The organism is Brevibacillus ginsengisoli, assembly GCF_050113715.1.
GTDB classification, from domain to species: Bacteria; Bacillota; Bacilli; order Brevibacillales; family Brevibacillaceae; genus Brevibacillus_H; species Brevibacillus_H ginsengisoli.
In genome coordinates, this window is the sequence record NZ_JBNJQR010000008.1 from 22,771 (window position 1) to 45,666 (window position 22,896).

A 22,896-nucleotide genomic window follows, 5' to 3' on the forward strand; every position below is an offset into this window, starting at 1 on the left:
ATCAACTATCATTCTTTTAATGTTCGGTTTTTGTGTTTCAACCATCCAAGCATTGCGACCCCATACGCATTATCACCCGAATAAACCGGATCACAGAACGTTAATTTGGCTCCTACGGCTCGATGCTCCAAGCGTTTAATCAGGCGCTCCCGGATGTAGGTATTGGCGGCTACACCACCGACGATCAGGATTTCTTTGCTGTTTCCTTGTTCGATCGCCGTACGCAGTGTTTTCTCCAGCGTATTGGCGACACATTGTTCGCATGCTCTAGCAATCTCTTCAGGGGCAGCTGTTTGATGTTGAATCGCCCGCAACAACGCAGCCTCTGGACCCGAGAAGCTAAACGTGAGACCGTTAACCGAAGAAGGTACGGCAAACGTTCCTTCCGCCTTCTTCCCCAATTGTTCAAGGTAGGGTCCTGCCGGGAACTGCAGACCTAAAGCGACTCCAACCCGATCCACCAGCTGACCCGCGTGCAGATCCTGGGTTCCCCCGATTTTCTCAATCGAATAGCCCTCATCCTGACGTTCACAGACGAGAATCTCACTGGTTCCTCCTGATAAGTGAACCGCAAGAAAACGATTGGAGCTAATCTTGTCAGCAACCGTATTCTCTCCTGCCGCAATATGCCCTTCCTGATGGCTCGTGAGGTAGTAGGGAACTTTTAGATAGACCGATAGCGAACGCGCCAGGCCTTCCCCCACTTTAAAAACAGGCATGTACGATTTTTCCACCGGCCGAGGCTTAGAGCTTGCGCAAATGCCCACTACATTCCATTCGGGCAAGACCAGCTCGTCGCTTAGTTCTGGCAGATTGATCACATGCTGAAAGACGGCTTCCGATTGCTGCAGTCCTCGCTTCCCTTCCTTTACGTTCAATAAGCGTTTGGATTCTGCTACAATCTGGCCGTCTTCCCTTACGAGGCAAAGCGATGTTCGGTAATTACTCGTATCAATCCCTAGTAAAACCTGTTGCATGCCATCTCTCACCCTGTTCTCAAGCTCGTGGCTGTTCACTCTCTTGCATGTAGCTGGAGAGGACACCATTTACGAACCGATAGGATTGGTCATCACTAAACAATTTCGCCAACTCGATTGCTTCATTTACAATTACTTTCTTCGGAACTTCGGTTTCAAACATCAATTCATAAAAGGCAAGACGAAGAATCGCGCGATCAACATTGGCGATACGCTCCAGCTTCCATCCACGCAAGAACTTGCCAATTTCCTCATCAATTGCCGCTTGATTGTCAATAGCTCCGTTTACCAGTGAAAGCATGAATTCAACATCTTCTCCGCTTCCATCCGTCACCATCTCAACGGCATCTTGTAGTTGAACCTCTGCCATATCTATTTGAAACAAACATTGTACTGCTTTCTCTCTTGCTATTCTGCGCTTCATCTTCTGTCACCTACTATTTAAATTTCCCAGGTAAGATCTTGTCTAGTATTTCCAGTAAATCTTCTTTGTGATCCAATTTTTTGCCAATATAGAAACCTGTTCCCACAAAGATTAGAAACACCAGCGTATCCCAGAATCCTACCAACAAATAAATGATACCAAAAAAAAGGCCCGCGGCAACTCCTATTAGTTTACCCTTATGCTCACTAAGTATCTCCCACCACATTGGATTCACCTTCTATTCCACTCTTCTGCGAGCAGGTGAGTTCGTTGCTCCTGCTACTTCTGAGATCACAACAGTTACTTCCGCGACGTCGATACCTGTAATGGTTTCCACCGACTCCTTGACATCCGCTTGCAGTTTGGCTGTCAGCTCAGGGATTGGTGTTTCCCCATCAACGATGACATGAAGGGCAATAACATTTTGCAGGTTTTTGATTTTCACGACGGTTTTCAGATCACGAACGCCTTTTACTTTGCGGGCAACACGCTCAGCGATCGATTTAACGGTGGTCAAAGAAATACGAACCTCGCCAAAATCACCGCGTTGTAAAATCGCTTTTTCTTCACGTTTCTTACTCCCAGTAAAAGCGGTAAGAAAAAAACGAATGCTGATTAACACAAAAATACCAGCCACGATCAAATAGGGAATATTCGTACCTGGCGTTGTCATTCGATCCGTCAGAGCATTAAAAAAATCCATCGGCACTAGCTGCAGCATAACTCCTATCGCCGCAAAGGAAAGTACCAGCAAGGCAAAGCTGTAGATGGTGAGAATAAATCGATCAAACAAATTCATACGCATCTCTCTCCTTATGTGGAAAATGCCCCCGAAATCGGGGGCATCCTTGCATTAACGAACCCGCTGATATTCATCCTGAACAGCAACTGTTGCCGGCTGTTGCACCTTTTCTTCTGTTCGTAGTTCCACGTCAATGATATGTACGTTTACTTCTACAACAGAAAGACCAGTCATACTTTCAATCGCATTACGAACGCTATCTTGAATATTACGAGCTACCTCGGGAATGCGGTGTCCATATTTTACGATAATCGAGACATCAACAGCTGCTTCGCGAGTACCAACTTCCACACGAACACCACGTGCGATGTTCTTACGTCCCAAGCGCTCGGCGATATCACCTACTAAACCGCCACTCATATGCGCCACGCCTTCTACTTCAGAAGCCGCCATGCCTGCGATGACTTCAAGCACCTCGGGAGCAATTTGTACCTTGCCAAGATCTGTTTTCTCTATATCGGTTGCAAACTCTTCCATGCTTCGCACCTCCCATTACAATTTCTCTACATTATAGCAATTGAGGCTTTACTTTACAAACTACGCCTCATCCAGGTTGAGATCATACAATTCCAGGAATTTGGTATCAAACTGTCCACTGACAAACACTTCGTGGTCCAGAACCTTGAGATGGAACGGAATGGTGGTGTGAATTCCGTCCACCACGAACTCACCGAGAGCACGCTTCATTCGTTCAATGGCTTCTTCCCGATCCTTGCCCCAGACAATGATTTTGGCAATCATGGAGTCGTAGAATGGAGAAATTGTATAGCCCGGATAAGCGGCACTGTCGATCCGCACGCCATACCCGCCTGGTGCCAGGTAATTGACAATTTTCCCTGGGGAAGGCATGAAATTCTTCGCCGGGTTCTCCGCATTGATGCGGCACTCAATCGCCCAGCCGTTCATTTGCACATCTTCTTGTGTAAAGGAGAGCGGCATGCCAGCAGCGACGCGGATTTGTTCTTTGATCAGGTCAAAACCGGTAACCAATTCGGTTACTGGATGTTCCACCTGAATTCGGGTATTCATCTCCATGAAGTAGAACTTGCCATGTTTGTCGAGCAAGAATTCTACGGTACCCGCACCATGGTAGTTCACCGCTTTTGCGGCGGCTACCGCGGCATTCCCCATCTGTGCGCGCAGTTCTTCCGACAAAGCAGGAGATGGCGCTTCTTCAATCAGCTTCTGGTGGCGTCGTTGAATGGAACAGTCGCGTTCCCCCAAATAAACCACGTTGCCAAATTTATCTCCCATTACTTGAATCTCGACGTGACGAGGACCTTCAACGAATTTCTCCAAGTACACGCCCGGATTGCCAAAAGCGGTTTTGGCTTCACTTTGCGCTTGACGGATCGCCTTTTCCAGATCCTCGTCGTTGTGAGCAACGCGCATTCCGCGTCCGCCGCCACCTGCTGTAGCTTTTACCATGACCGGATAACCGATCTCATTCGCTGTCTTGATCGCATCCGATATATCTTCAACAAGGCCTTCCGTACCAGGAACAGTAGGAACCCCCGCTATTTTCATTGTTGCCTTGGCGGTTGATTTATCCCCCATCTTGGTAATGGCTTCAGGGTCAGGTCCAATAAAGGTAATCCCGCACGCTGTACATATCTCAGCAAAATCCGTATTCTCCGCCAAGAAACCATAACCCGGGTGAATGGCGTCCGCTCCTACCTTCGTTGCTACGCTCATGATGTTGGTCATGTTCAAATAGCTATCCTTCGAAGGTGTAGGTCCAATGCAATACGCTTCATCAGCGAGCTTCACATGTAATGATTCACGATCTGCTTCCGAGTAAACAGCCACTGAGCCAATACCCATTTCTCGACACGCACGAATGATACGTACGGCGATTTCTCCACGATTGGCAATTAATATTTTCTGGATCATCCGATTTTCCCCCCGATTATTCTGGTTTTACCAGGAACAGCGGTTGACCATATTCAACTAATTGTCCATCTTCAACTAGAATCTTTACGATTTCGCCTGTTACTTCCGCTTCGATTTCGTTGAACAGCTTCATTGCTTCCACGATACAAACGACTTTGCTCGCCGTTACTTTGTCACCTGGTTGAACAAATGCTGGCTTGCCTGGTTCTGAAGAACGATAGAACGTTCCAACCATCGGAGAAACGATTTTATGTAAATTGGTCTCCTCTTCTACTGGTGCCGCTACAGGAGCTGCTTCTTGTACCGATTTAGCGACTGGAGCAGTTGGTTGCGCTTCCACAACTGGAGCCACCACTTGCGGTTGAATTTGAGGCACGACAGGTGCAACGATTTGCGGTACGACCATTTCAACGGCTCCAACATTTTTCTTGATCGCTACCTTGGCGCCTTCCAATTCCAACTCAAACTCTTGGATGGAAGATTGATCGACTAGCTTGATGATCTCACGAATTTCATGAATTTTAAACATAGTGTTTTGGTCCACTCCTTTTAGTAGAGCTTATACATTCACTCATTAGTACTTAGTAAAATGATAAGTACACTAGCTTTTCGCTTAGTAATCCATAGTTCTCATGGTAGCTTTTTGGAACAACCACGTCAAGAACAGCTTCTATTATCAGGTATTAAAGAAGAAAATCATAGCGAAATCTTGCCAAAAATAAATGCCCTGCCGTTATGACACGACAAGGCATTTGAGCTACACGGTTTATGGTATGTTGCGTACAATTACGCTGCTTCCGGATACTTTGAAGTGTTGTTTGGTCATCGCGATAATGTCCACTACTTCATCCGCCTGAAGCTTTTCTTTTTGGACGATTACGTCAACCGTTTTGTCCTGCGCATTTACGAGAGCGTTCTTATAGCCTTTGGCTTTGAGCAAATCTTCCATGGCCAGGGTTTGCGTTTCAATGTTGGATAGCTCCTCGTGTTTCGCTTTTGCGTCAGCCATCGCTTGAGGAGAAGCATCCGGATTGGTCGCAATCGCCATTTGCTCATCTTTTTGTTGCTCCATCAAAGCATCTCGTTTCAGTTTATGACTTTCGAAGTAATCGTTGGTTCCTTCTGGAAGTGGCGCCGCATTAGTATCGGTGCCGGAAGTTACCTCAGGAGATTGATTCTGTCCTTCAACCGGAGCGGCATCAGAACCTGGGAGATCCGTTTGCTTCGAGTTCACTTCAACTCCCATAAGCGGTGCTTCCTGCTTGTTTTTATCACTGAGCGCAGGAATTTGCTGAGGTCCTTTCACGAGATAATACCCGGATAACACAACCATCACCGCAAGCATTGTCAAAAGCCAAACAGTTTGTTTACGTAGTAACATTCTCATTACCCCCTAGCCTTTTTTTGGCAAGATTGAAATTTTATAAGCAGGCACTTCCAACACTTTTTGTACAGCTTCTGTTATCCACGCTTTTACTTGGATGTTTTCTGCTCCTTTAGCGACGACTAGCACCCCTCTCACCTTTGGTTTGACCGTTTTCACCACGACAGGCTGCTCCTGTTTGGCATTCAGCACGACCACCTTTTCATTACGTGATTGATCGCTTTGATTCCGGGTGGCTTTATCTTTATCAACTTCGTTGGTAGTAGCGGATCTCGTGTCACGGTCTTTCTCCACAATAATTTCGGGAGTAGAGTCTAGATTGACCATAACTTCTACTTTTCCTACGCCAATAATGTTCTCCAGAATCTCTTCCAGTTGGGTTTCGTACATGTTCTCGTATTCTCGAATGACGTTTTTCTCGACTGAACTGCCGAATACGGGGTTACTCTCCTGATCCCCGGAAGGCATCGTAGTTTGCCCCATCCTGTCATTCATCGATCGCTCTGGTTTCACGGCCAGGAAATCCGTAAAAATCATGAAAGCCACTCCGATTCCCAACAGTACAATGAAGTAGTGAATCGGCCGCATTTTTTTGGCTTTTGAGTTTGTTTCAAAAATCTTTCGCAACCATTCCATCATCTCTTCATCCCCCCTTACTATTGGCGATTTTCATTTAACTTGTTGGTCTTGCTGATATAGACTTGATTCTCCTGCAAGTCCCAATTTTTAGCGACACTCGCTGCGATTTGACGGGAGAGCGGATCTTCTTGAGTTCCGGAGACAGGCAACGCTTCTTCTTGTTTGGAACCCTTCTGATCTCCAATTCTCACCTGAATCGGTTTAATGCTCGCGATTTGTCGGGTTTGAGGTGGCTTGGTTTGATCTATATCAATCGAAACGGACTTAATTTGTGGTTGATCCGTCGATGTGTTGGACATTTGGATGCGAACATCGGAAACAGCCACTTGGTAGTGGTTTTCAACATCCCGTTTGATGAGTGTAGCCAGTTGTGTCGTCACGTAGCTGCTTACTTGCGTATCTTTTTCACCCGCTAGCTTCTGGGCCATTGATTTCCAATCGGATTGCGGTGACTTCCCGACGATCTCCTGTTGATAGCGGTTGAGTTGGATGGCCAAGTCCTCTTGTGAGAGATGAAGGAAGCTAAATAACGGAGAGAGAATCATGATCAAAATAATTAGCCCCATCACCATCTTGACGTAACGCTGCATATTCGTATTCGGCAAGATCAAGTCGAGGAAAGCAGCCAACAGAACGAGTAAAATGATTTTCTTGAGCCAAAGCGTAAGCAGTTCCATCTGTGTCACCTACCGAACCATCATCGATATATTACCGGCTGTAATAATGATTGTGATTGCTAAGAAGAACATGAGGCCTACTGTGGCGAGTGCGGCAAAGACAAATAAGAGGCTTTTTCCAATCGTTCCTAATGCCGTTATGATCGGGCTATTTCCAAGAGGCTGAAGCACAGCTGAGGAAAAGTTATAAATAAAAGCGAGAACCAAAATCTTGATCGCCGGAAAAGCGCAGAGAATGAGTAGAATCACCACCCCGGCAAGTCCAACCGCGTTCTTAACCAATAGAGAAGCGCCAATAACCGTATCCGCCGCATCAGAGAACATCCGTCCGACAACCGGAACGAAATTACCCGTGACGTACTTGGCTGTTCGCAGGGTGACACCGTCGGTTACTGCTGAGGTAGCCCCTTGAATGCTGATAACCGCCAAAAAAATGGTGAGAAACGAACCCAATGCTCCCATTGCGACATTGCGTAAAAGAGAAGCTAACTGCGTCACTTTGTAACGTTCCGAGAAAAGACTGACGATGGAGAGCAATGCTGATAGGAAGATGAGCGGAAAGACGATGGTGGCGATTAAGATACCGCTGGTGTGAATCATAAAGACGATAAGCGGATGCAGCATGGTAGCCGATGCGATATTGCCCATGGACGCAAGCAACGCTAGCACGAGCGGGATCATCGCCAGCATGAAGTCAGACATGTTACTGATAGCGTCCTTGGCGTAGCTGATCGCGAGGTGAAAGCTGTTCATGGCAAGTACCATCAATACCAGATACGTTATCGAGTAGGCAACCGTGCTCACTGTGTTGCGTTCAAAGGCATTCTGCATTGACTCAAGAATCATCGCAAACACGGTGATCACAATAATGGAGCTTAGCAGTTTCCCGTTTACCCAGATTTCATGAAAGACGAATTTCATCAAACCCTTTAGGATTCCTGAGAGCGTGAGGTTTTCGTCTTGCATAATCAACGGGACGAAGCCCGGTGATTGAAGATCTGGAAGATACCCTTTGTATTGCTCCAGTGTCTTTTTCCAAAATTCTTCTACGTGATGCGTATCCAGGTGTTGAACCTGCTGACGTACAAGGGTATCGAGCGGATTCACCGTGTTCGTTTCAGCAGCGACCACTGCGTCTGGTAGTAAGAACAGTTGTAGAATAAAAAGTATCCAGCCGATTCGATACACGCCTCATCACCCCTGCTTTGATTCCGTCCTGCGTCTATAGAAGAATGGTTATACTGGTAAAAGATGAATAATCGTTTCTATAATGATTTGCACGATCGGAACAGCCAAAATGAGAATCAGCACTTTGCCCGCCAATTCGATTTTGGAAGCGATGGCTCCTTGTCCAGCGTCGCGTGTCACTTGTGCTCCAAATTCAGCAATGTAGGCAATTCCGATAATTTTCAGAATGGTTTCTAAGAACACCAGATTCAAATCAGCTTGTACCGCCAGGCGTTCCAGTACCCGAATGACTTCTGAAATCTTGTCGATCAAAAAGTAAAAGATGATGATGCCACTTACAATGGCGATCAGGAAGGCGAATATGGGTTTTTGTTCCTTGACCACGAGTGCGAGGATGGTTGCAATTAACCCTAGTCCAACAATTTGTACGATTTCCATCAGCTTCTGCCCTCCCTAGTTAAACAAAAACACTCGTTTAACCTCGGTAAACAAATCTCCCAAATAGTGAGCCACCATGTAAAGCACAACGACGAACCCGACTAGTGTCGCCCAATGGGCAATTTCTTCTTTTCCCGATTGCTTCAGTACCGTGTGAATGACGGCTGTGATGAAACCGACTCCGGCGATCTGAAAAACAGGAGTTACATCAAAGTTCACGCTCTACACCTCGTTTCAGAACATCAGAATGGCGACCAGTAAACCACTTAAAACACCAAGACTCTTGTACATTTTTTCGTACTTGCCCTGTTCGATTCTCGCTTCTTCTTCAATGCTGGCAAGTTGAGTGATCGATAACCGTAAATGTTTCTGCTGGTTCTCTCGATCAGAATTTCCCAGGCTGTATCCCAGACTGCTGATGACGTCTTTTTCCTCCTTGCGTAAAGCTGTCTCTCTCCAATGCTTCTCGAGCGACGTTTGCCAACAGGTATTGGTTGAATGCCCTTCCTCTGCTTGCAAGTGGGTAGCTGCGCTCAGAAAGAAGCATCCGATTTCGGGCTGTATCCGTTGACCGATTTTTTGAAAAGCTCGGTGCAAGGGCGTCGACCCGTAGACAATTTCGGTCTCCAAAAGTTGAAGGGAGAGAATCCAGCTCCTTACCTGCTGGGGTCTCGTCGCGTAGAACTTGGCGATTTGCCAGCCAACCATTGACGCGGAGAAGACGATGAATGCGGCGCAAATCAGCTTGACCATACGACATTCCCCTTCTCCAAGCGCGTCAGACGTCCATCATATACACCTTCAATGGTTCCTACACCCTGTGATCGATCCAAGATGACATATCGGGAGAAAACCTCCTGACTGATCAGCCTGGAGATAATGGGACGACGAGTCATATCAGCAAGCGTAGCCCCATGAGCTGAACAGATCACTGTTACACCCGCATGAATGGCTTCCCAGATCGCTTCACTGTCCTCTGCGCGACCGATTTCATCTACCACAATAACCTCAGGCGACATGGAGCGAATCATCATCATCATCCCGATTGCTTTGGGACAAGCATCCAACACATCGGTACGCGGCCCCACATCACGCTGGGGAACGCCGTGAAGGCATCCTGCCAGTTCTGAACGCTCGTCCACAATCGCTACTTTTCGACTGGAGGAATATTCGTTGCCGTAACTGATCATTCTAGCCAAGTCACGGAGAAGCGTTGTCTTCCCGCATTGCGGCGGCGAGATGATGAGTGTATTAAGGATTTTGCCTTGATCCATAAGGGATGGCAGCAGTTTCTGGGCAACCCCCTTTTTTTCTTTGGCAATTCGTATATTGAAGCTGGTAATGTCTCGAATTCCTTTGACATCTCCACGCTCCATTGTGACCTTGCCCGCAATCCCTATTCGATGGCCACCCGTTATTGTGATGTAACCGCGTTTTAATTCTTCTTCCAGAGCATATAGGGAGTGCTGACTGATTTGATTAATCAGTTTATTCACGATTTCTTCTGTAAACATCCAACCATTTCGTACATTTGCCGTTAATTGTCCGCTCGCGCTTACGTAGCTTACCTGCTGACCGTAGCGAATCTCCAAGGGTAAATTCTGTCGGAGTCGAATCTCTTCCATGTGTTCCTGAACCGCATTCGGGAGGGCAGACAAGATGTGACGGATTGGGGCAGGCAGGATTGCGAGTACTTCTTTCATTCTCATTTCCCCCCTTTGTCCACATTGCTTACATCATCCTATGCGGAAGTGGACGAGAATTATTCCATCTTTCTCCCATTGAAAGAAAAGACTTCGTCCCTTTGCGCTCTGTGGAAGTTCGCATGAAGCGGGGAAGACCGCTCTTTCACTACGAAAGGGAGTCGCCAAACGCTTCGCGCCCCTAAAGGGGTTGAGTGGCGACTCTTTTCCCTTTCTCTGTTCCTTCGCTTGGTATCATTTCCAAGGAGACTTCAAGCGGACAAAATCTTTTCTTGGTGGGCTTGCGCAAATGGTAGGAATGTTAAATTACTTTATCTCTGTAAATCAATTCAACATTCCAATACTATTAAAAAAACCGGGAGATCCCGGTTTGAAGTACTCTTATGTTGGGTTAATCGGGCTTTGGTCAGGATGATGATATTCAACCGCATGGTAATGATTTTTACAGGTTGGGCATTCGGTTTCGAATACGGCTGCACCCTCGTCATCATCAAGATTGTAATAATCGTCGTCATCGTCGAGGGAATAAGCTACATCGTACATGTCATCTTCATCGACATCTTCGTACAAATCATCATCCTCGTCGAACAGGAAGAGTTCCACATCATTTAGATCTTCATCTACTGCTTCCACATATTCTTCCGTTTCTTCCAAGCGACGGTAGATCGCTTTTACCTCACCGGTTAATTCCTCCATGACTTCAATCATGCCAGTCAGAATCTTTCCCTCCCGACTGGACTCTTCCACTTCGAATCCATCCGCCAATCCTCGTAAATAGGAAATACGCTTCTCCAAATAATCCATGGTGCTCCCTCCTCGCGCTCACGTTCGTTTGATAGTATCTCCTGTCACACTCAGAAGTACAGATGGGAAAATTCGGGAAGACTGAATAGCTATTTGCGAACCCCGATAAAAATAAGCGCCACTCCCGCAAAAATAATCAGCATTTTTGTCAGATTAATTTTCTCGGCCAAACCAATCAAACCAATGGTCGTAGTTGTCAGAAGCACGATAGGACCCACCAAAGCCAAGCCTGAGTTGACCAGCAGTGCCTTGTCCACCTGATTAAGCCTAAGTATCCAAAGAGCGGCCAAAATTTCAATTGTTCCTGAAATTAGGCGGAGGCTCGCCATTCCAATGATCGCTTTTTCCAACATTCCGAACATACCTGTCCCCCCTCTTTCAACACCATATGCCAAGTTGTCTACATTTAGTCTTTGGCACAACTCAAGCTTCTTTTCACTTCACAAACCTGTCTCGCATAGGCTGTATAACAGAAATCTTAGGCATTTGAAATGAGGAGAATTCAATGATTGAGACGACTGCATCATTATGGCCAAAAGATTGGTTTGACCCATCCAAAATACGTCAGGCAAAGCCTCGCAGCACTGGAATCACGATGGTGATTGATAAAGGCTTGGGCTTTCATTCCTTCTGTGATTTGATGGAAGTTGGAGCTCCTTATATGGATATTTGCAAGTTAGGATTTGGCACCTCCGCCTTATATTCAGAGCAATCTTTAAAAAGAAAAATGCGGATTGCTGCGGAGTGCAACCAGTATCTGATGCCTGGAGGAACTTTTTTTGAAATCGCGTTGCAGCATGATTCAGCCAACTCCTATATTTCGCACATTCGTGGGCTTGGGTTTACGGCTGTGGAAATTTCTGACGGGACATTTGAACTTCCCTTCAAGAAACGAGAAGAGGCCATCCGTTATGGTGTTCAGGCCGGATTACTGGTTTGTACGGAGTACGGTAAAAAGGCTTCGAACTTCGTGGCAGAGCTGGAAGAGTTAGTCGAAACTGTCAGTCAAGATCTTGAAGCAGGCGCTAGTTTCATCATCATTGAAGCCCGCGAAAGCGGTAATGTAGGAGTTTTTAATAAACAAGGGGAACTGGACGTACAATTTATACAAGAGGTGATCAAAGGCGTCGGCAATAAAGCTCACCGTCTTATTTGGGAAGCCCCTCGCAAGGAACAGCAGGTGGCACTTCTTCAGACGCTAGGACTTGACGTGAATTTGGGCAATATTGCCCCTTCCGATGTGCTCTCTGTTGAAGCCTTGCGTCGAGGATTGCGAGCCGATACGTCAGCATTTGTTTTTGAAGGGAGCTTATAGCGATGCGCATTGAGGTGGTACCCACTGTCGATGAGATCAGACAAGAACAAATCTGTAACCGCACCGTGGTCATGTTGGATGTTTTTCGTTCGTCGAGTACGATCCTTGCGGCATTAGCCCATGGCTTTGAATCGGTTATTCCGGTTGAGACCATAGGGCAAGCGCACTCTCTTCGTTCAGAGCAAACCATCCTCGCTGGTGAGCGAAACTGCAAAAAAATTGCCGATTTCGACTTCAATAACTCTCCTTCCGAAATATCTAAGGGACATTATCCTGGTAAGAATTTGGTTCTTACGACTACCAATGGAACGAGAGCGATCCAAAAAGCCGAGCGGGCCACTCAGTTGCTCATAGGTGCCTTCCTCAATGCCACAGCATGTATAAAACAGGCGATTGCCAGTAAATCAGATATTACCTTATATTGCGCGGGAACCAGGCAAGAATTCGCCTTGGAAGACGGACTGGCGGCAGGATATATGATTCATCAGGCGAAAAAAGTCAACGCTCATGTACACGTGTGTGATTTGGGAGAAGTATTGGAAGGAAGCTATCTTCACTCCAAGGATCAACTCCCGCAGCGCCTGCTGCAGTCGATTACTGGCAAACGATTGCTAAATTACCGCTTTCATAACGATTTGCAGTTTTGTTCTCAAATGGATTTGTACACCATTGTTCCTGTGGTAAAAGAGAAGCGAATACTCCCCCTACTTGTCTCATAAGGTTAAAGTAGAGTATATGGGACAGGGGATCGAGTGAACATGCAGATTTTTTCCGGAGAAGTGATGCTGGTCATTCTCATCGTTATCGGTTTAATCGGTCGCTCACCTATCATTGCTACCGCGGCTAGTATCTTGTTGGTGCTAAAACTGACTTCCCTGGAACGCTTCTTCCCCTCGATCGAAAGACGCGGATTGGAATTGGGACTACTGTTTTTGACGATTTCGGTATTGGTGCCGTTCGCCAGTGAGAAGGTCTCCTGGCGCGATGTCATTCCCTTATTCACGACATTAATGGGAATTCTCGCTCTGGCTGGAGGCGCAATCGCTACGTATATGAACGGAAAGGGACTCGATATGCTCCGATCCGACCCTCAGATGATTCTTGGTCTCGTGATTGGGTCCATTATCGGGATCATCTTTTTGCGAGGAATTCCGGTTGGTCCCTTAATGGCAGCTGGAATAACAGCATTGTTACTCAAAATTTGGGAATGGGTCGTCCGTTAAATAATGACACTAAATGTACCCTTACGCAAAAAGAAGCTACTGACATGAGTCAGTAGCCTCTTTATTGTTCTATTGGTTATTAAGCACGAGATACGTATGCTTCAGTACGAGTATCGATGATCAACTTGTCGCCTTCGTTTACGAAGAGCGGTACGTTTACTACGAAACCTGTTTCCAAAGTCGCTTTTTTCGTTACGTTACTTGCTGTGTCACCTTTTACGCCTGGTTCACATTCAGTAACCACAAGCTCAACAGAGTTAGGAAGCTGAATTCCGATGACTTCGTTGTTATATTGCATAATTTGTACGTTCATATTTTCTTTGAGGAAGTTCAATTCACGCTCAATTTGTTGACGAGTGAATGCTACTTGCTCAAATGTTTCGGTATTCATGAAAGTATATTCATCGCCGCTGCCATAGAGGTATTGCATGGTGCTTGATTCAATGCGAGCACGGCTTACTTTTTCACCGCCGCGGAAAGTCATCTCGGTTACATTACCGTTGCGCAGATTGCGGAGCTTGGAACGTACGAATGCTGCACCTTTACCTGGTTTTACGTGTTGAAACTCAAGTACGCTGTAGATGTTATTATCAACTTCAATTGTTAAACCAGTACGAAAATCGTTAACTGAAATCATGTTTTGCCTCCTAAACAATGTATAAACACAGTAATTATAAGTTAGACGGGTAAAATGAGCAACTCTTTCGTGGATTTCGTCAGAATCTCACAACCGGTTTCCGTAATAAGAACGTCATCCTCGATACGCACACCGCCTAAGTCGGAAATATAGATCCCAGGCTCTACGGTTACAACATTCCCTGGTTTCAAGATTGCCGTGCTGGCAGAGGAAAGATTAGGTGCCTCATGAACCAAAAGCCCAATGGAATGTCCAGTAGAGTGTCCGTAAGCCTCAGCATAACCAGCATCTCTGATGATATCACGAGTCAGATCATCCGCTTCTTTACCTGTCATGCCTGGTTTTAATTTCTCCACACCGTTTAATTGGGCGCGAAGAACAATATCATAAATTTCTTTCATCTTCGGATCCGGTTCGCCTACAGCGACGGTGCGCGTAATGTCGGATACGTACCCTTTGTAGAGTGCCCCGAAATCCAACGTTACCATTTCACCCGCTTGAATGACTTTCTCGCTAGCTACTCCATGAGGAAGAGCGCCACGTTTACCAGAAGCGACAATAATATCAAACGAAGAAGAAGATGCTCCCAATTTGCGCATATGGAATTCCATTTCGGTGGCGACATCTAGCTCACTTACACCCGGTTTGATATACGAAAGGATATGCTCGAATGTCGCATCCGCAATTCGGGTCGCTTCCTTAATTAGTTGAAGCTCGGATTCATCCTTGATCTCGCGCAATTGCTCAATTACACCGCTGGTTGCAACTAGTTCAACGCCTTCAAAGTTTTTAGCCCATTCTTCATACGTATTATATGTAATTAAATGTTTTTCAAAAGCGAGTTTCTTCACGCCCAAATCTTTTAGTGCTTGAGCGATTGCTGGGAGTTGAGCGCGATTGGTGTTGATAATTTCAAATTCTGGAGCCTGTTCAGTTGCTTGGTCAATATAACGGAAATCAGTCAACAAAACAGCTTGATTTTTAGAAACGATTGCCCAGCCGGAAGAACCTGTGAATCCGCTGATGTAGCGTCGGTTTGGCTGATTTTCTGTCATAATCGCGTCTGCGCCGAGTTCAGCCAACTGTTTACGTAAGTTTTCGATTCGCTGTTTCATGTTTACCTCTCCCTTTTGTGTAAAAAATGTTGAACGTCCAGATGAACTGCGTGAGTTATCAGTCTATTCAGTAGACTTTGCTTGCAGACGTCGTGCGAGAGCTCGCAACCCCCACTCGTATCCGTCGCTTCCCAAGCCGACAATTTGCCCGATAACAACTGGAGCAATGACTGACGTATGTCTAAACTCCTCCCGAGCATGGACATTGGACAGGTGTACTTCAATCGTAGGCAAGCTGACAGCAGCCAATCCGTCTCGAAGCGCATAGCTATAATGGGTAAAAGCGCCGGGGTTGATAATAATCCCCTGATACTCGCCCTTCGCCGCATGAATCGCATCGAGCAAGACACCTTCATGATTGGATTGAACATGGTTGAGGTTGATCTTCAACTCCTGAGCCACGCCCATTAACCGACATACGATATCATCCAATGTTTCTGTCCCATAAATCTCCGGTTCACGCTTCCCCAACATATTCAAGTTGGGTCCATTGAGCAACAATACCGATATCATCGTTCGTCCCCCGGATAAAAATTTTTCCAAATTATTTTACCATAGAAACGAAATGATTGAACAGCTTGATTATTCTTGGTCGATCTGCTCGGCTGTCATGCTCATTCCAATAAAAACTCCAATGGAAATAAACCAAGCCAACTCTGTACTGAAGGTATCCAGTTTCCAATGCTGCATCCGAAAGAACAGCCCAAACACCAAGAATAAAGCGATACCATATACGATTCCTAACGACCAGTTTTTTCGCTCGGATAACATAAACGCAAAGATTGCTGTGGCTAAATACACACAAACAAACAGAAAGAGGAACCCTACAAAAATTCCTTTATAAGAATCTTCTCCGACAGGACCGTAAAAGGGACGCGAAAATTTCTCTACCCCATAAGGAGTAAAGCTAAAGTAAGCGAACATCATTCGGATGATACCCCAAATCACGGTTCCCCAAAAGGCTACTTCTAATATTTTTTTTTGATTGATTGGATGCGTTTGTCTTTTGGTCTGTTGTCTTGTTTGTTCCATTATGATCACCTCTCACCCTAGTATGTACTCTGTGAAGAAAATCATTGCAACCTAGGGGAAAATATACTCGCACCTTATGTATTTGTGGCAGAAAGTACATAAGATAAGGTAAGATAATAGGAAAGGAAGGTGAACTCTTGTGGCAGAACAAGTTCAACAGGCCTATGGTGGTCAAGCCGTGATTGAAGGTGTCATGTTTGGCGGCAAAAAGGTTACGATTACCGCTATTCGCCGAAAAAACCAGGAAATTGAGTACTACGAAGAAGAACGTAAAGATAATCAGTGGACACGACCATTAAAGAAAATCCCCTTTGTTCGCGGGATTGTAGGTCTAATCGAGGCAAGCGCCAATGGAGCGAAGCACTTGAATTTTGCTTCGGAGAGATATCAGTTAGAGTCAGATGAAGAGGGACCTTCTGAAGGACCATCGAAAATGACGATGATTTTGGGTGTCGCAGTTGTCGGAGTACTTTCCTTTTTGTTTGGGAAACTCCTGTTCACAATTGTCCCTGCGCTTTTGGCACAGTACCTCTTCGGAAAATGGGTTCCAAATGGAATCTGGCAAAACCTTGTAGAAGGCGGTATCAAAATAATCCTTTTGCTCGGGTATATTTATTTAATCGCTCAAACACCCATGATTAAGCGCTTATTTCAATATCACGGAGCTGAACATAAAGTGATTAACGCATACGAAGCTGGGGTAGAATTAACAGTAGAAAACGTGCAAAAGTTTTCGACCCTCCACTATCGTTGCGGAAGCAGCTTTATCATTTTTACCGTCTTAATTGGCGTAATTGTCTATTCCATGTTCCATTATGACACGATGATGCAACGGGTGATTCAACGGATTGTACTGTTACCTGTTGTCATTGGCTTATCCTATGAGGTATTGCAATGGACGAATCGCCTGCGCGAAACTCCTGTCTTGCGTTTGTTGGGTTATCCGGGCCTCTGGTTACAAAAAATCACGACTCGCGAGCCCGATGACAGCCAGGTTGAAGTAGCCATTGCCTCTTTCAACAAGATGCGAGAACGTGATCAAGTTCTGCTTGAAAGCAAAATGGCAACAACCCTGTAGGATAACGGGCGGGGCCCCGAAACTCCCTAATGACTATTTTGAGGTGGGGATGTATGTTTAAGCGAATTTCTCCGTTTATTTTGGTGTTACTGATTTTTGCGGGAATCGGCTTCGTTTTGAAATTGATTCAGGACCCCATTAGCATTCTGGTAGTTGTTGGCTTGTCTTTCCTTCTCTTCTTTCTGGTCAACAATTACTTCAACACCGGCAAATTTTTCACCCGGGTTCGCAAAAGCTCTACGACCAAGACAAAACAGCAAGCTTCACGTTCCCAACCGAAAAAAAGCGCCTCGCCCAAGAAACCCAATCCCTTCCAGGTAATTGAAGGAAGTAAGGGAAAGTCCAAAACCAATAAAAAAGACGAAGAAAAAATTTATCATTAAATCGATTTTTTCTTGAAACAAAAGAAGAGCAGCAGTCCAGTTATCGGGCTTGCTGCTCGTTTTATATAGTCCTCAAAGGCGGTGGATGCGCCCGGAATGTTTCCACATATTTCTGAAAACTCCACGTCTCCAAAAACTTCTTCGCTGCGCTCTGACCGGATTCGTACAACTGGATTTTGACGTCCTCTTTCATATCGAACTGCGTTGTGCGAATTCCATTTGTCGGGATAAATATGGTTCTGACAGCATGCGCCTGATCCACATGGATACGATCGTGCGCGTCTAGCATCGTTGCCAAGAGCGCCTTGGTGAAGGAAGGCAGGCTATGGATTTCATTAGGTTGATTGATCTTGCTTTGATCACTGAGACGAAATCCAAAGGTAGGATACTCCGGCTTGTTGGGTACATCAAACAACCAAACTGGAAAATTGCTCAGTAAGGCGCCATCCACAATTAGGTGCTCATGTCTTCCCTTTCGGATACTGGCCGGTTGAAAAAAATAAGGAATGGAGCAACTCATTCGAACCGCTCGAGCAATTGAAAAGTCTAGTGGATCCATATCATAGGAAGGCAGGTCGTCAGGGAGAATCAGCATTCTTCCTCCGGTAATGTCAGATGCGATGATGCGCAGCTTGTCTTTGCGCAAATCACCAAATTTTTCAATTCCCTTTTCCCGCAGCAAGTGACCAATGAAATGCTCGATTTCGTCCCCCGGATAAAGCCCCTTATGCTGCAACAGCTGATAAACGGATCCGATGACCGGAAGCCGCGAGAGGCCTTTGCGTTTTAAAAAACTGAGGTAGTTTAACTTTAAAAATATCTTATACAATTCCCCGCTCGTGTATCCTGCGCATATAAGCGCCGCCACAATTGAGCCTGCGGACGTTCCCGCCAATTGCTCCCAGACATATCCGTGCTGTTCCATCTCCGAGATGGCGCCAATCAAAGCGATTCCTTTCACGCCGCCTCCTTCGAATACAGCATCTGACCTCAACGTACTCACCCCCTCTTTACCATTATACAAGGAAAGAGGTTTGACCTATGACTTAGAAAGCGGGAAGACACGCATGAAAACCAGGGAAGTGTGGGGACTGGTATTTTTTCTCGACAAACAAAAAAGAAAGCAAGACTTTACTTGCTTTCTTTTACTTCCTTAACTTCTTCCACTTCTTTTTGCTCATCTTCTAATTTAATCCGTTGGAGTTCTTTCATGCGGTTCGTGTCCTCTTGAAAATACTGCAAGAGATACTCGATAGACGTAATCGATTCCCAACTAAGGTGATGCTCGATGCCTTCCACGTCCTTATAGATATATTCTTCCGCTACACCGATCGTACGCAAGAACTCTTCCAAAAGGGCGTGACGATGAACCAATCGCTTCCCAACCTTTTTACCCTTAGAGGTTAACACCAACCCACGGTATTTTTCGTAAACCAGATAGTTATCCTTATCCAACTTTTGAACCATTTTGGTCACAGATGAAGGGTGCACTTCTAATGCTTCTGCGATATCGGAGACCCTGGCGTATCCTTTTTCGTCGATTAAATTGTAAATTCGTTCTAAATAGTCTTCCATACTTGGAGTTGGCACACTCATCCCTCACTTCACTGTTTTCCCGTGACGTAAACCAAACTAGTTGACTTTCCTTCACCGACCTTTTCATCCCTAGAAAACAATAATAACGTGGTTAATAGCAAGAAGGCAAGCCTAACTCTCACACCTGTTTCTCTTGTTCTTAAATGGACGAATCTTCATACACTTGTACCAAAGTGGGGAGAGTTGAAAAAAGGATGATGAAGATGAAGTTGGGAGTATGGCAATTTGCCGCTCTATTCGCTATGGCACTATTGGGAACCACCCATTTGACAGGGTATGAATGGTTGCGCTTTTTCACATATTTCGGAAGCTGGGGAACAGTGGGATTAATCTTCGCTGGACTCTCCATGACGTGGATTTGCTATAAACTAGCAAAAATAATGGACCAGCACGAGGTCGATTCTATATCAGAGCTATTCCAAAAGGTTCTGGGTCCAATCATAAGCCCTACCTTCCGTTTTTTATTTTATGCGATTTCATTCGGGTATATCGGTTATCTATTTTCCTCAGAGGCCGCAAGATTAAGCCAGTGGTTTCCTTGGTCAGGGGTATTCAATGCATTGCTGATCGGTATTTTTGTTGGACTACTCCTTCAGCTAAAAGTACACCGCTTAATTGGGTTGGTTGCAAGCTGCCTGATTATGTGTGCGGTTTACTTTTCCCTTATGCTATTGAAACAGCAACATATCGAGATTCCTAGTTTCGCCTATCAGTTCAATAGCTGGTGGCTGTTTCGCACGTTCTTGTTTATTTCCGCTCATCTTTTGTTGTCTCTCATCATCTTCCTTCCAGCTGCTCGGCTGGTTCCTACAACTTCAGAGCGTGTGAAGGGAATTTGGCTAGGAGGAGGTATTTTTACGATCGTCGCCCTCCTCTGCCACGCTATATTGCTTACATATTGGCACGATGTCCATTCATCCACTCAGCCTTTGATCCTGATCAGCTCTCAATTGTTTACAGGTAGTCACATTTTGTATCATATGTTGAGTTTTATTTACAGCCTCCTTTATATCGGGATTTGGACACTTTTTCTCACAAATATGCTTTCGGAGCGATTCGATTTACGGCATAACCCGATCCGTTATCTTGTCCTCTTGCTGCTGATCTGTCTATCTGTTTTGTACATCGTCTTACCTTGGATAGGCACCATTACCTTGTTAGCCGGCGCTTATGTCGGAGGCGTTTTTCTCGTGTTTGTATTCTGGAAGCTGAAACGATAGTTCAGCTAGGGCAAAAGCGGATGTACCAGTATCTCACTCTCATCGTATTGTGTTAAAGGGCTTTACTTTTTAGGGGGTGATCAGATGGGCAAGCCGAGGATTCAGCGGATCGGAAGTAAATTGACAAAAGCAAAATTATTGATGAAAAATTCCACACTCATCAATAATCATCCTGATACCAAAAAACTGACCGAACAAACGCTTAAGGACATGCTAAGCACCTATCGCGTGGTCTTCATTAAACCCATATACGGGATGCATGGAAATGGAGTCATGCGAGCAGAAGCACGAGAAGAGAATTATCAATTGCGTTCTGGCGCGAGAACGATGAATTTTGCCGATTTCACCAGCTTCTACAATGCGGTCAAGAAGAGAACCGCACGAAAACCGTACATGGTGCAAAAGGGAATTCATCTATTGAAATACAACAACCGACCTTTCGACATTCGGATTATGGTTCAAAAAAATCAGAAGAACAAATGGGAAGTCAGTGGCAAGTTATGTCGCGTTGCCCATCCCAAAAAGGTCGTCACCAATGTATTGCGCGGCGGACAAGTGATGTCTTTAACTAAACTGCTCCCTCGCTATGCTTCCAAAGAAAAACGGGAACACCTGCTTACCAAATTGAATCAGCTGGGCTTAAAAACAGCGAAACATTTGGAAAGCAAGTATCCCCGTATCAAGGAGTTAGGTATGGATGTAGCGATTGACTCTCAATTAAAGCCTTGGATTCTCGAGGTCAACACGATGCCTGATTTATATCTATTTTGCCGGTTGAAGGATCGTCGGATGTTCACGCGGATTCTCCAAAATGCCAGAGCTTACGGTCGCGTGAAATCAAAATCCTAGCAAGATAATCTGCTGGCGCTTAATTCTTATACTTCCCTGTCAATAGCTCAGAGAAAGAACTGTTCGCTGTTACCTCCAGACGATCTAGGTTAAATAATCCTTGTGAAATACGCGAAGCGCCTTTGTCCGAATCAAAAGCCATTTGGTATCCGCATTTTTTCAGCTCATTCATGATGAAACGATTGTGGTAACCGAATGGATAGGCAAAGACTCGTACATGATTATTCAATTGGCTTTCGATCATTCGCTTGGACAATTCGAATTCGGCCATTTGCTTCTGAGCAGTTAGCTTCAAAAGATTCGGATGGTGCACCGTATGGGACTGAAAATCAATTAAACCGCTTCGGTGCATCTCCTTAATCTCCTGCCAGGTCAAATAATTGGGTTTACCAATTAATCCAGTGGCCAAAAAGATCGTTGCTTTTAAACGATATTTTTTTAAGGTAGGGAACGCGTTGGTGAAATTATCTTTATACCCATCGTCAAAGGTAAGGAGTACCGATTTTTCTGGGGTACTTCGTTTTTGCATCCAATAATCCAAGAGCTCACTTGCCGTTAAAGTCTTATACCCCTCATCAGAAAGCAGTTTCATCTGTTCTTCAAAAACTTGGGGACTTAAACAGTAAGGATCCGTGTTTTTATTGATAATGGAATGATACATAAAAACAGGAACTCCTTGATCAGCATATCCTGTCCACGACGTGGCAAAAAGCAACGTCGCCATCAAGAAAATAACACTAATCGAACGCCATAAGGAATTGGAACTCATAAATTTAACTCCCCGTTTCATAACAAATACTACGACTAATTTTATGCGAATCATGCAACATATACTACAGCCTTATTTTAATATAAAATCTACTTTGATTTGTCTATCTTACTCTAGTCCCCATCCTTCAGGCAATTAGAAAATTATTCGAAACACAGACGGATTTCCTCTCGTTATTTTAATGAATAAGATAAAGGTAAGTTAAAACAGTTGATTTCCTGTGAAACTGCTGTCATTCTTAAGAAGTTATGAATTTTGACAGTTTATAGAACGCAGGTGAATTGAATGATTGAAGTAAAAACTTCTCCACTCAGCGATGGGGAGTTCAATAGAGGGGTATTTGCCACTCGCGATATTGCAAAAGGTGATCTGATCCATGAAGCACCCGTCATACCTTTTCCGAATGAGGAACATGAGTTCATTGAAAAAACGTTACTAGCCGATTACTGCTTTGAATTTGGGGAGGATCATACGGCCCTCCTTTTAGGCTATGGTATGCTGTTTAACCATTCCTATACGCCAAACACCACTTATATGATTAATTATGAAAATCTTACGATTGACTTCTATGCCCACACGGATATCAAAGCGGGCGAAGAGCTTCTGATTAACTATAATGGTGAAGTGGATAATGATGCTCCATTGTGGTTTAACGAATAATTAAAAAACCGCACCCTCTAACGTTCATTGGCTCACCAAAAGTGTTTTCCAATGTGTGAATTAAAGGGTGCGATTTATTATTCAGCGAGA

32 protein-coding genes are annotated in these 22,896 nt (G+C 45.1%); 8 read left to right on the top strand and 24 right to left on the bottom strand.

The window, feature by feature from the left end:
• Positions 1 to 8: 8 nt before the first annotated feature.
• From ACQCN2_RS16285 to ACQCN2_RS16365, 17 genes are all read right to left on the bottom strand, one after another.
• Positions 9 to 977, bottom strand: a complete 969-nt coding sequence (locus ACQCN2_RS16285) for a Kae1-like domain-containing protein (RefSeq protein WP_426930003.1) — start codon at positions 975 to 977, stop codon at positions 9 to 11.
• A 19-nt stretch (positions 978 to 996) separates the two neighbouring features.
• Positions 997 to 1,401 (bottom strand): transcription antitermination factor NusB, encoded by a 405-nt coding sequence (gene nusB, locus ACQCN2_RS16290; protein ID WP_426930004.1) that lies wholly within the window; start codon positions 1,399 to 1,401, stop codon positions 997 to 999.
• Positions 1,402 to 1,414: 13 nt separating this feature from the next.
• Positions 1,415 to 1,627 carry a DUF2273 domain-containing protein gene (locus ACQCN2_RS16295; protein WP_426930005.1) on the bottom strand — a complete coding sequence of 71 codons (213 nt, stop codon included), beginning with the start codon at positions 1,625 to 1,627 and terminating at the stop codon, positions 1,415 to 1,417.
• Between the two features lie 12 nt (positions 1,628 to 1,639).
• Positions 1,640 to 2,200, bottom strand: a complete 561-nt coding sequence (gene amaP / locus ACQCN2_RS16300) for an alkaline shock response membrane anchor protein AmaP (protein WP_426930006.1) — start codon at positions 2,198 to 2,200, stop codon at positions 1,640 to 1,642.
• A gap of 54 nt (positions 2,201 to 2,254) precedes the next feature.
• Entirely contained in the window at positions 2,255 to 2,680 is a 426-nt protein-coding gene (locus ACQCN2_RS16305) for an Asp23/Gls24 family envelope stress response protein (RefSeq protein ID WP_426930007.1), read from the bottom strand.
• Positions 2,681 to 2,740: 60 nt separating this feature from the next.
• Positions 2,741 to 4,096, bottom strand: a complete 1,356-nt coding sequence (gene accC / locus ACQCN2_RS16310) for an acetyl-CoA carboxylase biotin carboxylase subunit (RefSeq protein WP_426930008.1) — start codon at positions 4,094 to 4,096, stop codon at positions 2,741 to 2,743.
• Positions 4,097 to 4,112: 16 nt separating this feature from the next.
• Complete coding sequence (gene accB / locus ACQCN2_RS16315) at positions 4,113 to 4,625, bottom strand: acetyl-CoA carboxylase biotin carboxyl carrier protein (protein ID WP_426930009.1); 513 nt, start codon at positions 4,623 to 4,625, stop codon at positions 4,113 to 4,115.
• A gap of 237 nt (positions 4,626 to 4,862) precedes the next feature.
• Positions 4,863 to 5,477, bottom strand: a complete 615-nt coding sequence (locus tag ACQCN2_RS16320; RefSeq protein ID WP_426930010.1) for a SpoIIIAH-like family protein — start codon at positions 5,475 to 5,477, stop codon at positions 4,863 to 4,865.
• Positions 5,478 to 5,489: 12 nt separating this feature from the next.
• A complete protein-coding gene (gene spoIIIAG, locus ACQCN2_RS16325) occupies positions 5,490 to 6,119 on the bottom strand; it encodes a stage III sporulation protein AG (protein ID WP_426930011.1) in 630 nt (209 codons plus the stop codon).
• A gap of 17 nt (positions 6,120 to 6,136) precedes the next feature.
• A complete protein-coding gene (gene spoIIIAF / locus ACQCN2_RS16330) occupies positions 6,137 to 6,796 on the bottom strand; it encodes a stage III sporulation protein AF (protein ID WP_426930012.1) in 660 nt (219 codons plus the stop codon).
• Positions 6,797 to 6,805: 9 nt separating this feature from the next.
• Entirely contained in the window at positions 6,806 to 7,984 is a 1,179-nt protein-coding gene (gene spoIIIAE, locus ACQCN2_RS16335; RefSeq protein ID WP_426930013.1) for a stage III sporulation protein AE, read from the bottom strand.
• Between the two features lie 48 nt (positions 7,985 to 8,032).
• Positions 8,033 to 8,422 carry a stage III sporulation protein AD gene (gene spoIIIAD, locus ACQCN2_RS16340; RefSeq protein WP_426930014.1) on the bottom strand — a complete coding sequence of 130 codons (390 nt, stop codon included), beginning with the start codon at positions 8,420 to 8,422 and terminating at the stop codon, positions 8,033 to 8,035.
• A 15-nt stretch (positions 8,423 to 8,437) separates the two neighbouring features.
• The gene (gene spoIIIAC / locus ACQCN2_RS16345; RefSeq protein WP_426930015.1) at positions 8,438 to 8,641 is read right to left on the bottom strand and encodes a stage III sporulation protein AC; all 204 of its coding nucleotides are present in this window, start codon (positions 8,639 to 8,641) and stop codon (positions 8,438 to 8,440) included.
• A gap of 15 nt (positions 8,642 to 8,656) precedes the next feature.
• On the bottom strand, positions 8,657 to 9,175 hold the full coding sequence (gene spoIIIAB, locus ACQCN2_RS16350; RefSeq protein WP_426930016.1) for a stage III sporulation protein SpoIIIAB: 519 nt from the start codon (positions 9,173 to 9,175) through the stop codon (positions 8,657 to 8,659).
• Positions 9,163 to 10,125 carry a stage III sporulation protein AA gene (gene spoIIIAA / locus ACQCN2_RS16355; protein ID WP_426930017.1) on the bottom strand — a complete coding sequence of 321 codons (963 nt, stop codon included), beginning with the start codon at positions 10,123 to 10,125 and terminating at the stop codon, positions 9,163 to 9,165. Before spoIIIAA ends, spoIIIAB begins: the two co-directional genes overlap by 13 nt.
• 381 nt (positions 10,126 to 10,506) lie before the next feature.
• Positions 10,507 to 10,929, bottom strand: a complete 423-nt coding sequence (locus ACQCN2_RS16360; protein ID WP_426930018.1) for a CD1247 N-terminal domain-containing protein — start codon at positions 10,927 to 10,929, stop codon at positions 10,507 to 10,509.
• A gap of 89 nt (positions 10,930 to 11,018) precedes the next feature.
• Positions 11,019 to 11,282, bottom strand: coding sequence for a YqhV family protein (locus tag ACQCN2_RS16365; protein WP_426930234.1), 264 nt, complete (start codon positions 11,280 to 11,282; stop codon positions 11,019 to 11,021).
• A gap of 152 nt (positions 11,283 to 11,434) precedes the next feature.
• Between ACQCN2_RS16365 and comA the strand changes: the two genes are divergently transcribed.
• From comA to ACQCN2_RS16380, 3 genes are read left to right on the top strand one after another with little or no spacing between them, the layout of a single operon-like run.
• Positions 11,435 to 12,244, top strand: a complete 810-nt coding sequence (gene comA, locus ACQCN2_RS16370; protein ID WP_426930019.1) for a phosphosulfolactate synthase — start codon at positions 11,435 to 11,437, stop codon at positions 12,242 to 12,244.
• Positions 12,245 to 12,246: 2 nt separating this feature from the next.
• A complete protein-coding gene (locus tag ACQCN2_RS16375) occupies positions 12,247 to 12,963 on the top strand; it encodes a 2-phosphosulfolactate phosphatase (RefSeq protein ID WP_426930020.1) in 717 nt (238 codons plus the stop codon).
• Positions 12,964 to 13,008: 45 nt separating this feature from the next.
• Positions 13,009 to 13,467: a DUF441 domain-containing protein gene (locus ACQCN2_RS16380; RefSeq protein ID WP_426930235.1), complete on the top strand. Its 459-nt coding sequence runs from the start codon at positions 13,009 to 13,011 to the stop codon at positions 13,465 to 13,467.
• Between the two features lie 79 nt (positions 13,468 to 13,546).
• On the opposite strand, the gene efp is transcribed toward ACQCN2_RS16380, so the two are convergent.
• From efp to ACQCN2_RS16400, 4 genes are all read right to left on the bottom strand, one after another.
• Positions 13,547 to 14,104 (bottom strand): elongation factor P, encoded by a 558-nt coding sequence (gene efp, locus ACQCN2_RS16385; protein ID WP_426930021.1) that lies wholly within the window; start codon positions 14,102 to 14,104, stop codon positions 13,547 to 13,549.
• 41 nt (positions 14,105 to 14,145) lie between these two features.
• The gene (locus ACQCN2_RS16390; protein ID WP_426930022.1) at positions 14,146 to 15,219 is read right to left on the bottom strand and encodes a M24 family metallopeptidase; all 1,074 of its coding nucleotides are present in this window, start codon (positions 15,217 to 15,219) and stop codon (positions 14,146 to 14,148) included.
• 63 nt (positions 15,220 to 15,282) lie between these two features.
• Positions 15,283 to 15,732: a type II 3-dehydroquinate dehydratase gene (aroQ, locus tag ACQCN2_RS16395; RefSeq protein WP_426930023.1), complete on the bottom strand. Its 450-nt coding sequence runs from the start codon at positions 15,730 to 15,732 to the stop codon at positions 15,283 to 15,285.
• 69 nt (positions 15,733 to 15,801) lie between these two features.
• Positions 15,802 to 16,251, bottom strand: a complete 450-nt coding sequence (locus ACQCN2_RS16400; protein ID WP_426930024.1) for a YqhR family membrane protein — start codon at positions 16,249 to 16,251, stop codon at positions 15,802 to 15,804.
• Between the two features lie 193 nt (positions 16,252 to 16,444).
• Between ACQCN2_RS16400 and ACQCN2_RS16405 the strand changes: the two genes are divergently transcribed.
• Positions 16,445 to 17,329: a DUF1385 domain-containing protein gene (locus ACQCN2_RS16405; protein WP_426930236.1), complete on the top strand. Its 885-nt coding sequence runs from the start codon at positions 16,445 to 16,447 to the stop codon at positions 17,327 to 17,329.
• A gap of 53 nt (positions 17,330 to 17,382) precedes the next feature.
• Positions 17,383 to 17,712: a hypothetical protein gene (locus tag ACQCN2_RS16410; protein ID WP_426930025.1), complete on the top strand. Its 330-nt coding sequence runs from the start codon at positions 17,383 to 17,385 to the stop codon at positions 17,710 to 17,712.
• A 61-nt stretch (positions 17,713 to 17,773) separates the two neighbouring features.
• Here the strand turns inward: ACQCN2_RS16410 and ACQCN2_RS16415 are convergent, their stop codons facing one another.
• Together ACQCN2_RS16415 and mntR are read right to left on the bottom strand one after the other, a co-directional pair.
• Positions 17,774 to 18,706 carry a patatin-like phospholipase family protein gene (locus tag ACQCN2_RS16415; protein WP_426930026.1) on the bottom strand — a complete coding sequence of 311 codons (933 nt, stop codon included), beginning with the start codon at positions 18,704 to 18,706 and terminating at the stop codon, positions 17,774 to 17,776.
• A 137-nt stretch (positions 18,707 to 18,843) separates the two neighbouring features.
• Positions 18,844 to 19,302, bottom strand: a complete 459-nt coding sequence (gene mntR, locus ACQCN2_RS16420; protein WP_426930027.1) for a transcriptional regulator MntR — start codon at positions 19,300 to 19,302, stop codon at positions 18,844 to 18,846.
• Between the two features lie 200 nt (positions 19,303 to 19,502).
• On the opposite strand from mntR, the gene ACQCN2_RS16425 reads away from it, so the two are divergent.
• A complete protein-coding gene (locus tag ACQCN2_RS16425; RefSeq protein WP_426930028.1) occupies positions 19,503 to 20,528 on the top strand; it encodes a hypothetical protein in 1,026 nt (341 codons plus the stop codon).
• A gap of 84 nt (positions 20,529 to 20,612) precedes the next feature.
• The gene (locus ACQCN2_RS16430; protein WP_426930029.1) at positions 20,613 to 21,377 is read left to right on the top strand and encodes a YheC/YheD family protein; all 765 of its coding nucleotides are present in this window, start codon (positions 20,613 to 20,615) and stop codon (positions 21,375 to 21,377) included.
• 19 nt (positions 21,378 to 21,396) lie between these two features.
• Here the strand turns inward: ACQCN2_RS16430 and ACQCN2_RS16435 are convergent, their stop codons facing one another.
• On the bottom strand, positions 21,397 to 22,146 hold the full coding sequence (locus ACQCN2_RS16435; RefSeq protein ID WP_426930030.1) for a polysaccharide deacetylase family protein: 750 nt from the start codon (positions 22,144 to 22,146) through the stop codon (positions 21,397 to 21,399).
• A gap of 285 nt (positions 22,147 to 22,431) precedes the next feature.
• On the opposite strand from ACQCN2_RS16435, the gene ACQCN2_RS16440 reads away from it, so the two are divergent.
• Positions 22,432 to 22,806, top strand: a complete 375-nt coding sequence (locus tag ACQCN2_RS16440; RefSeq protein WP_426930031.1) for an SET domain-containing protein — start codon at positions 22,432 to 22,434, stop codon at positions 22,804 to 22,806.
• Positions 22,807 to 22,896 lie beyond the last annotated feature (90 nt).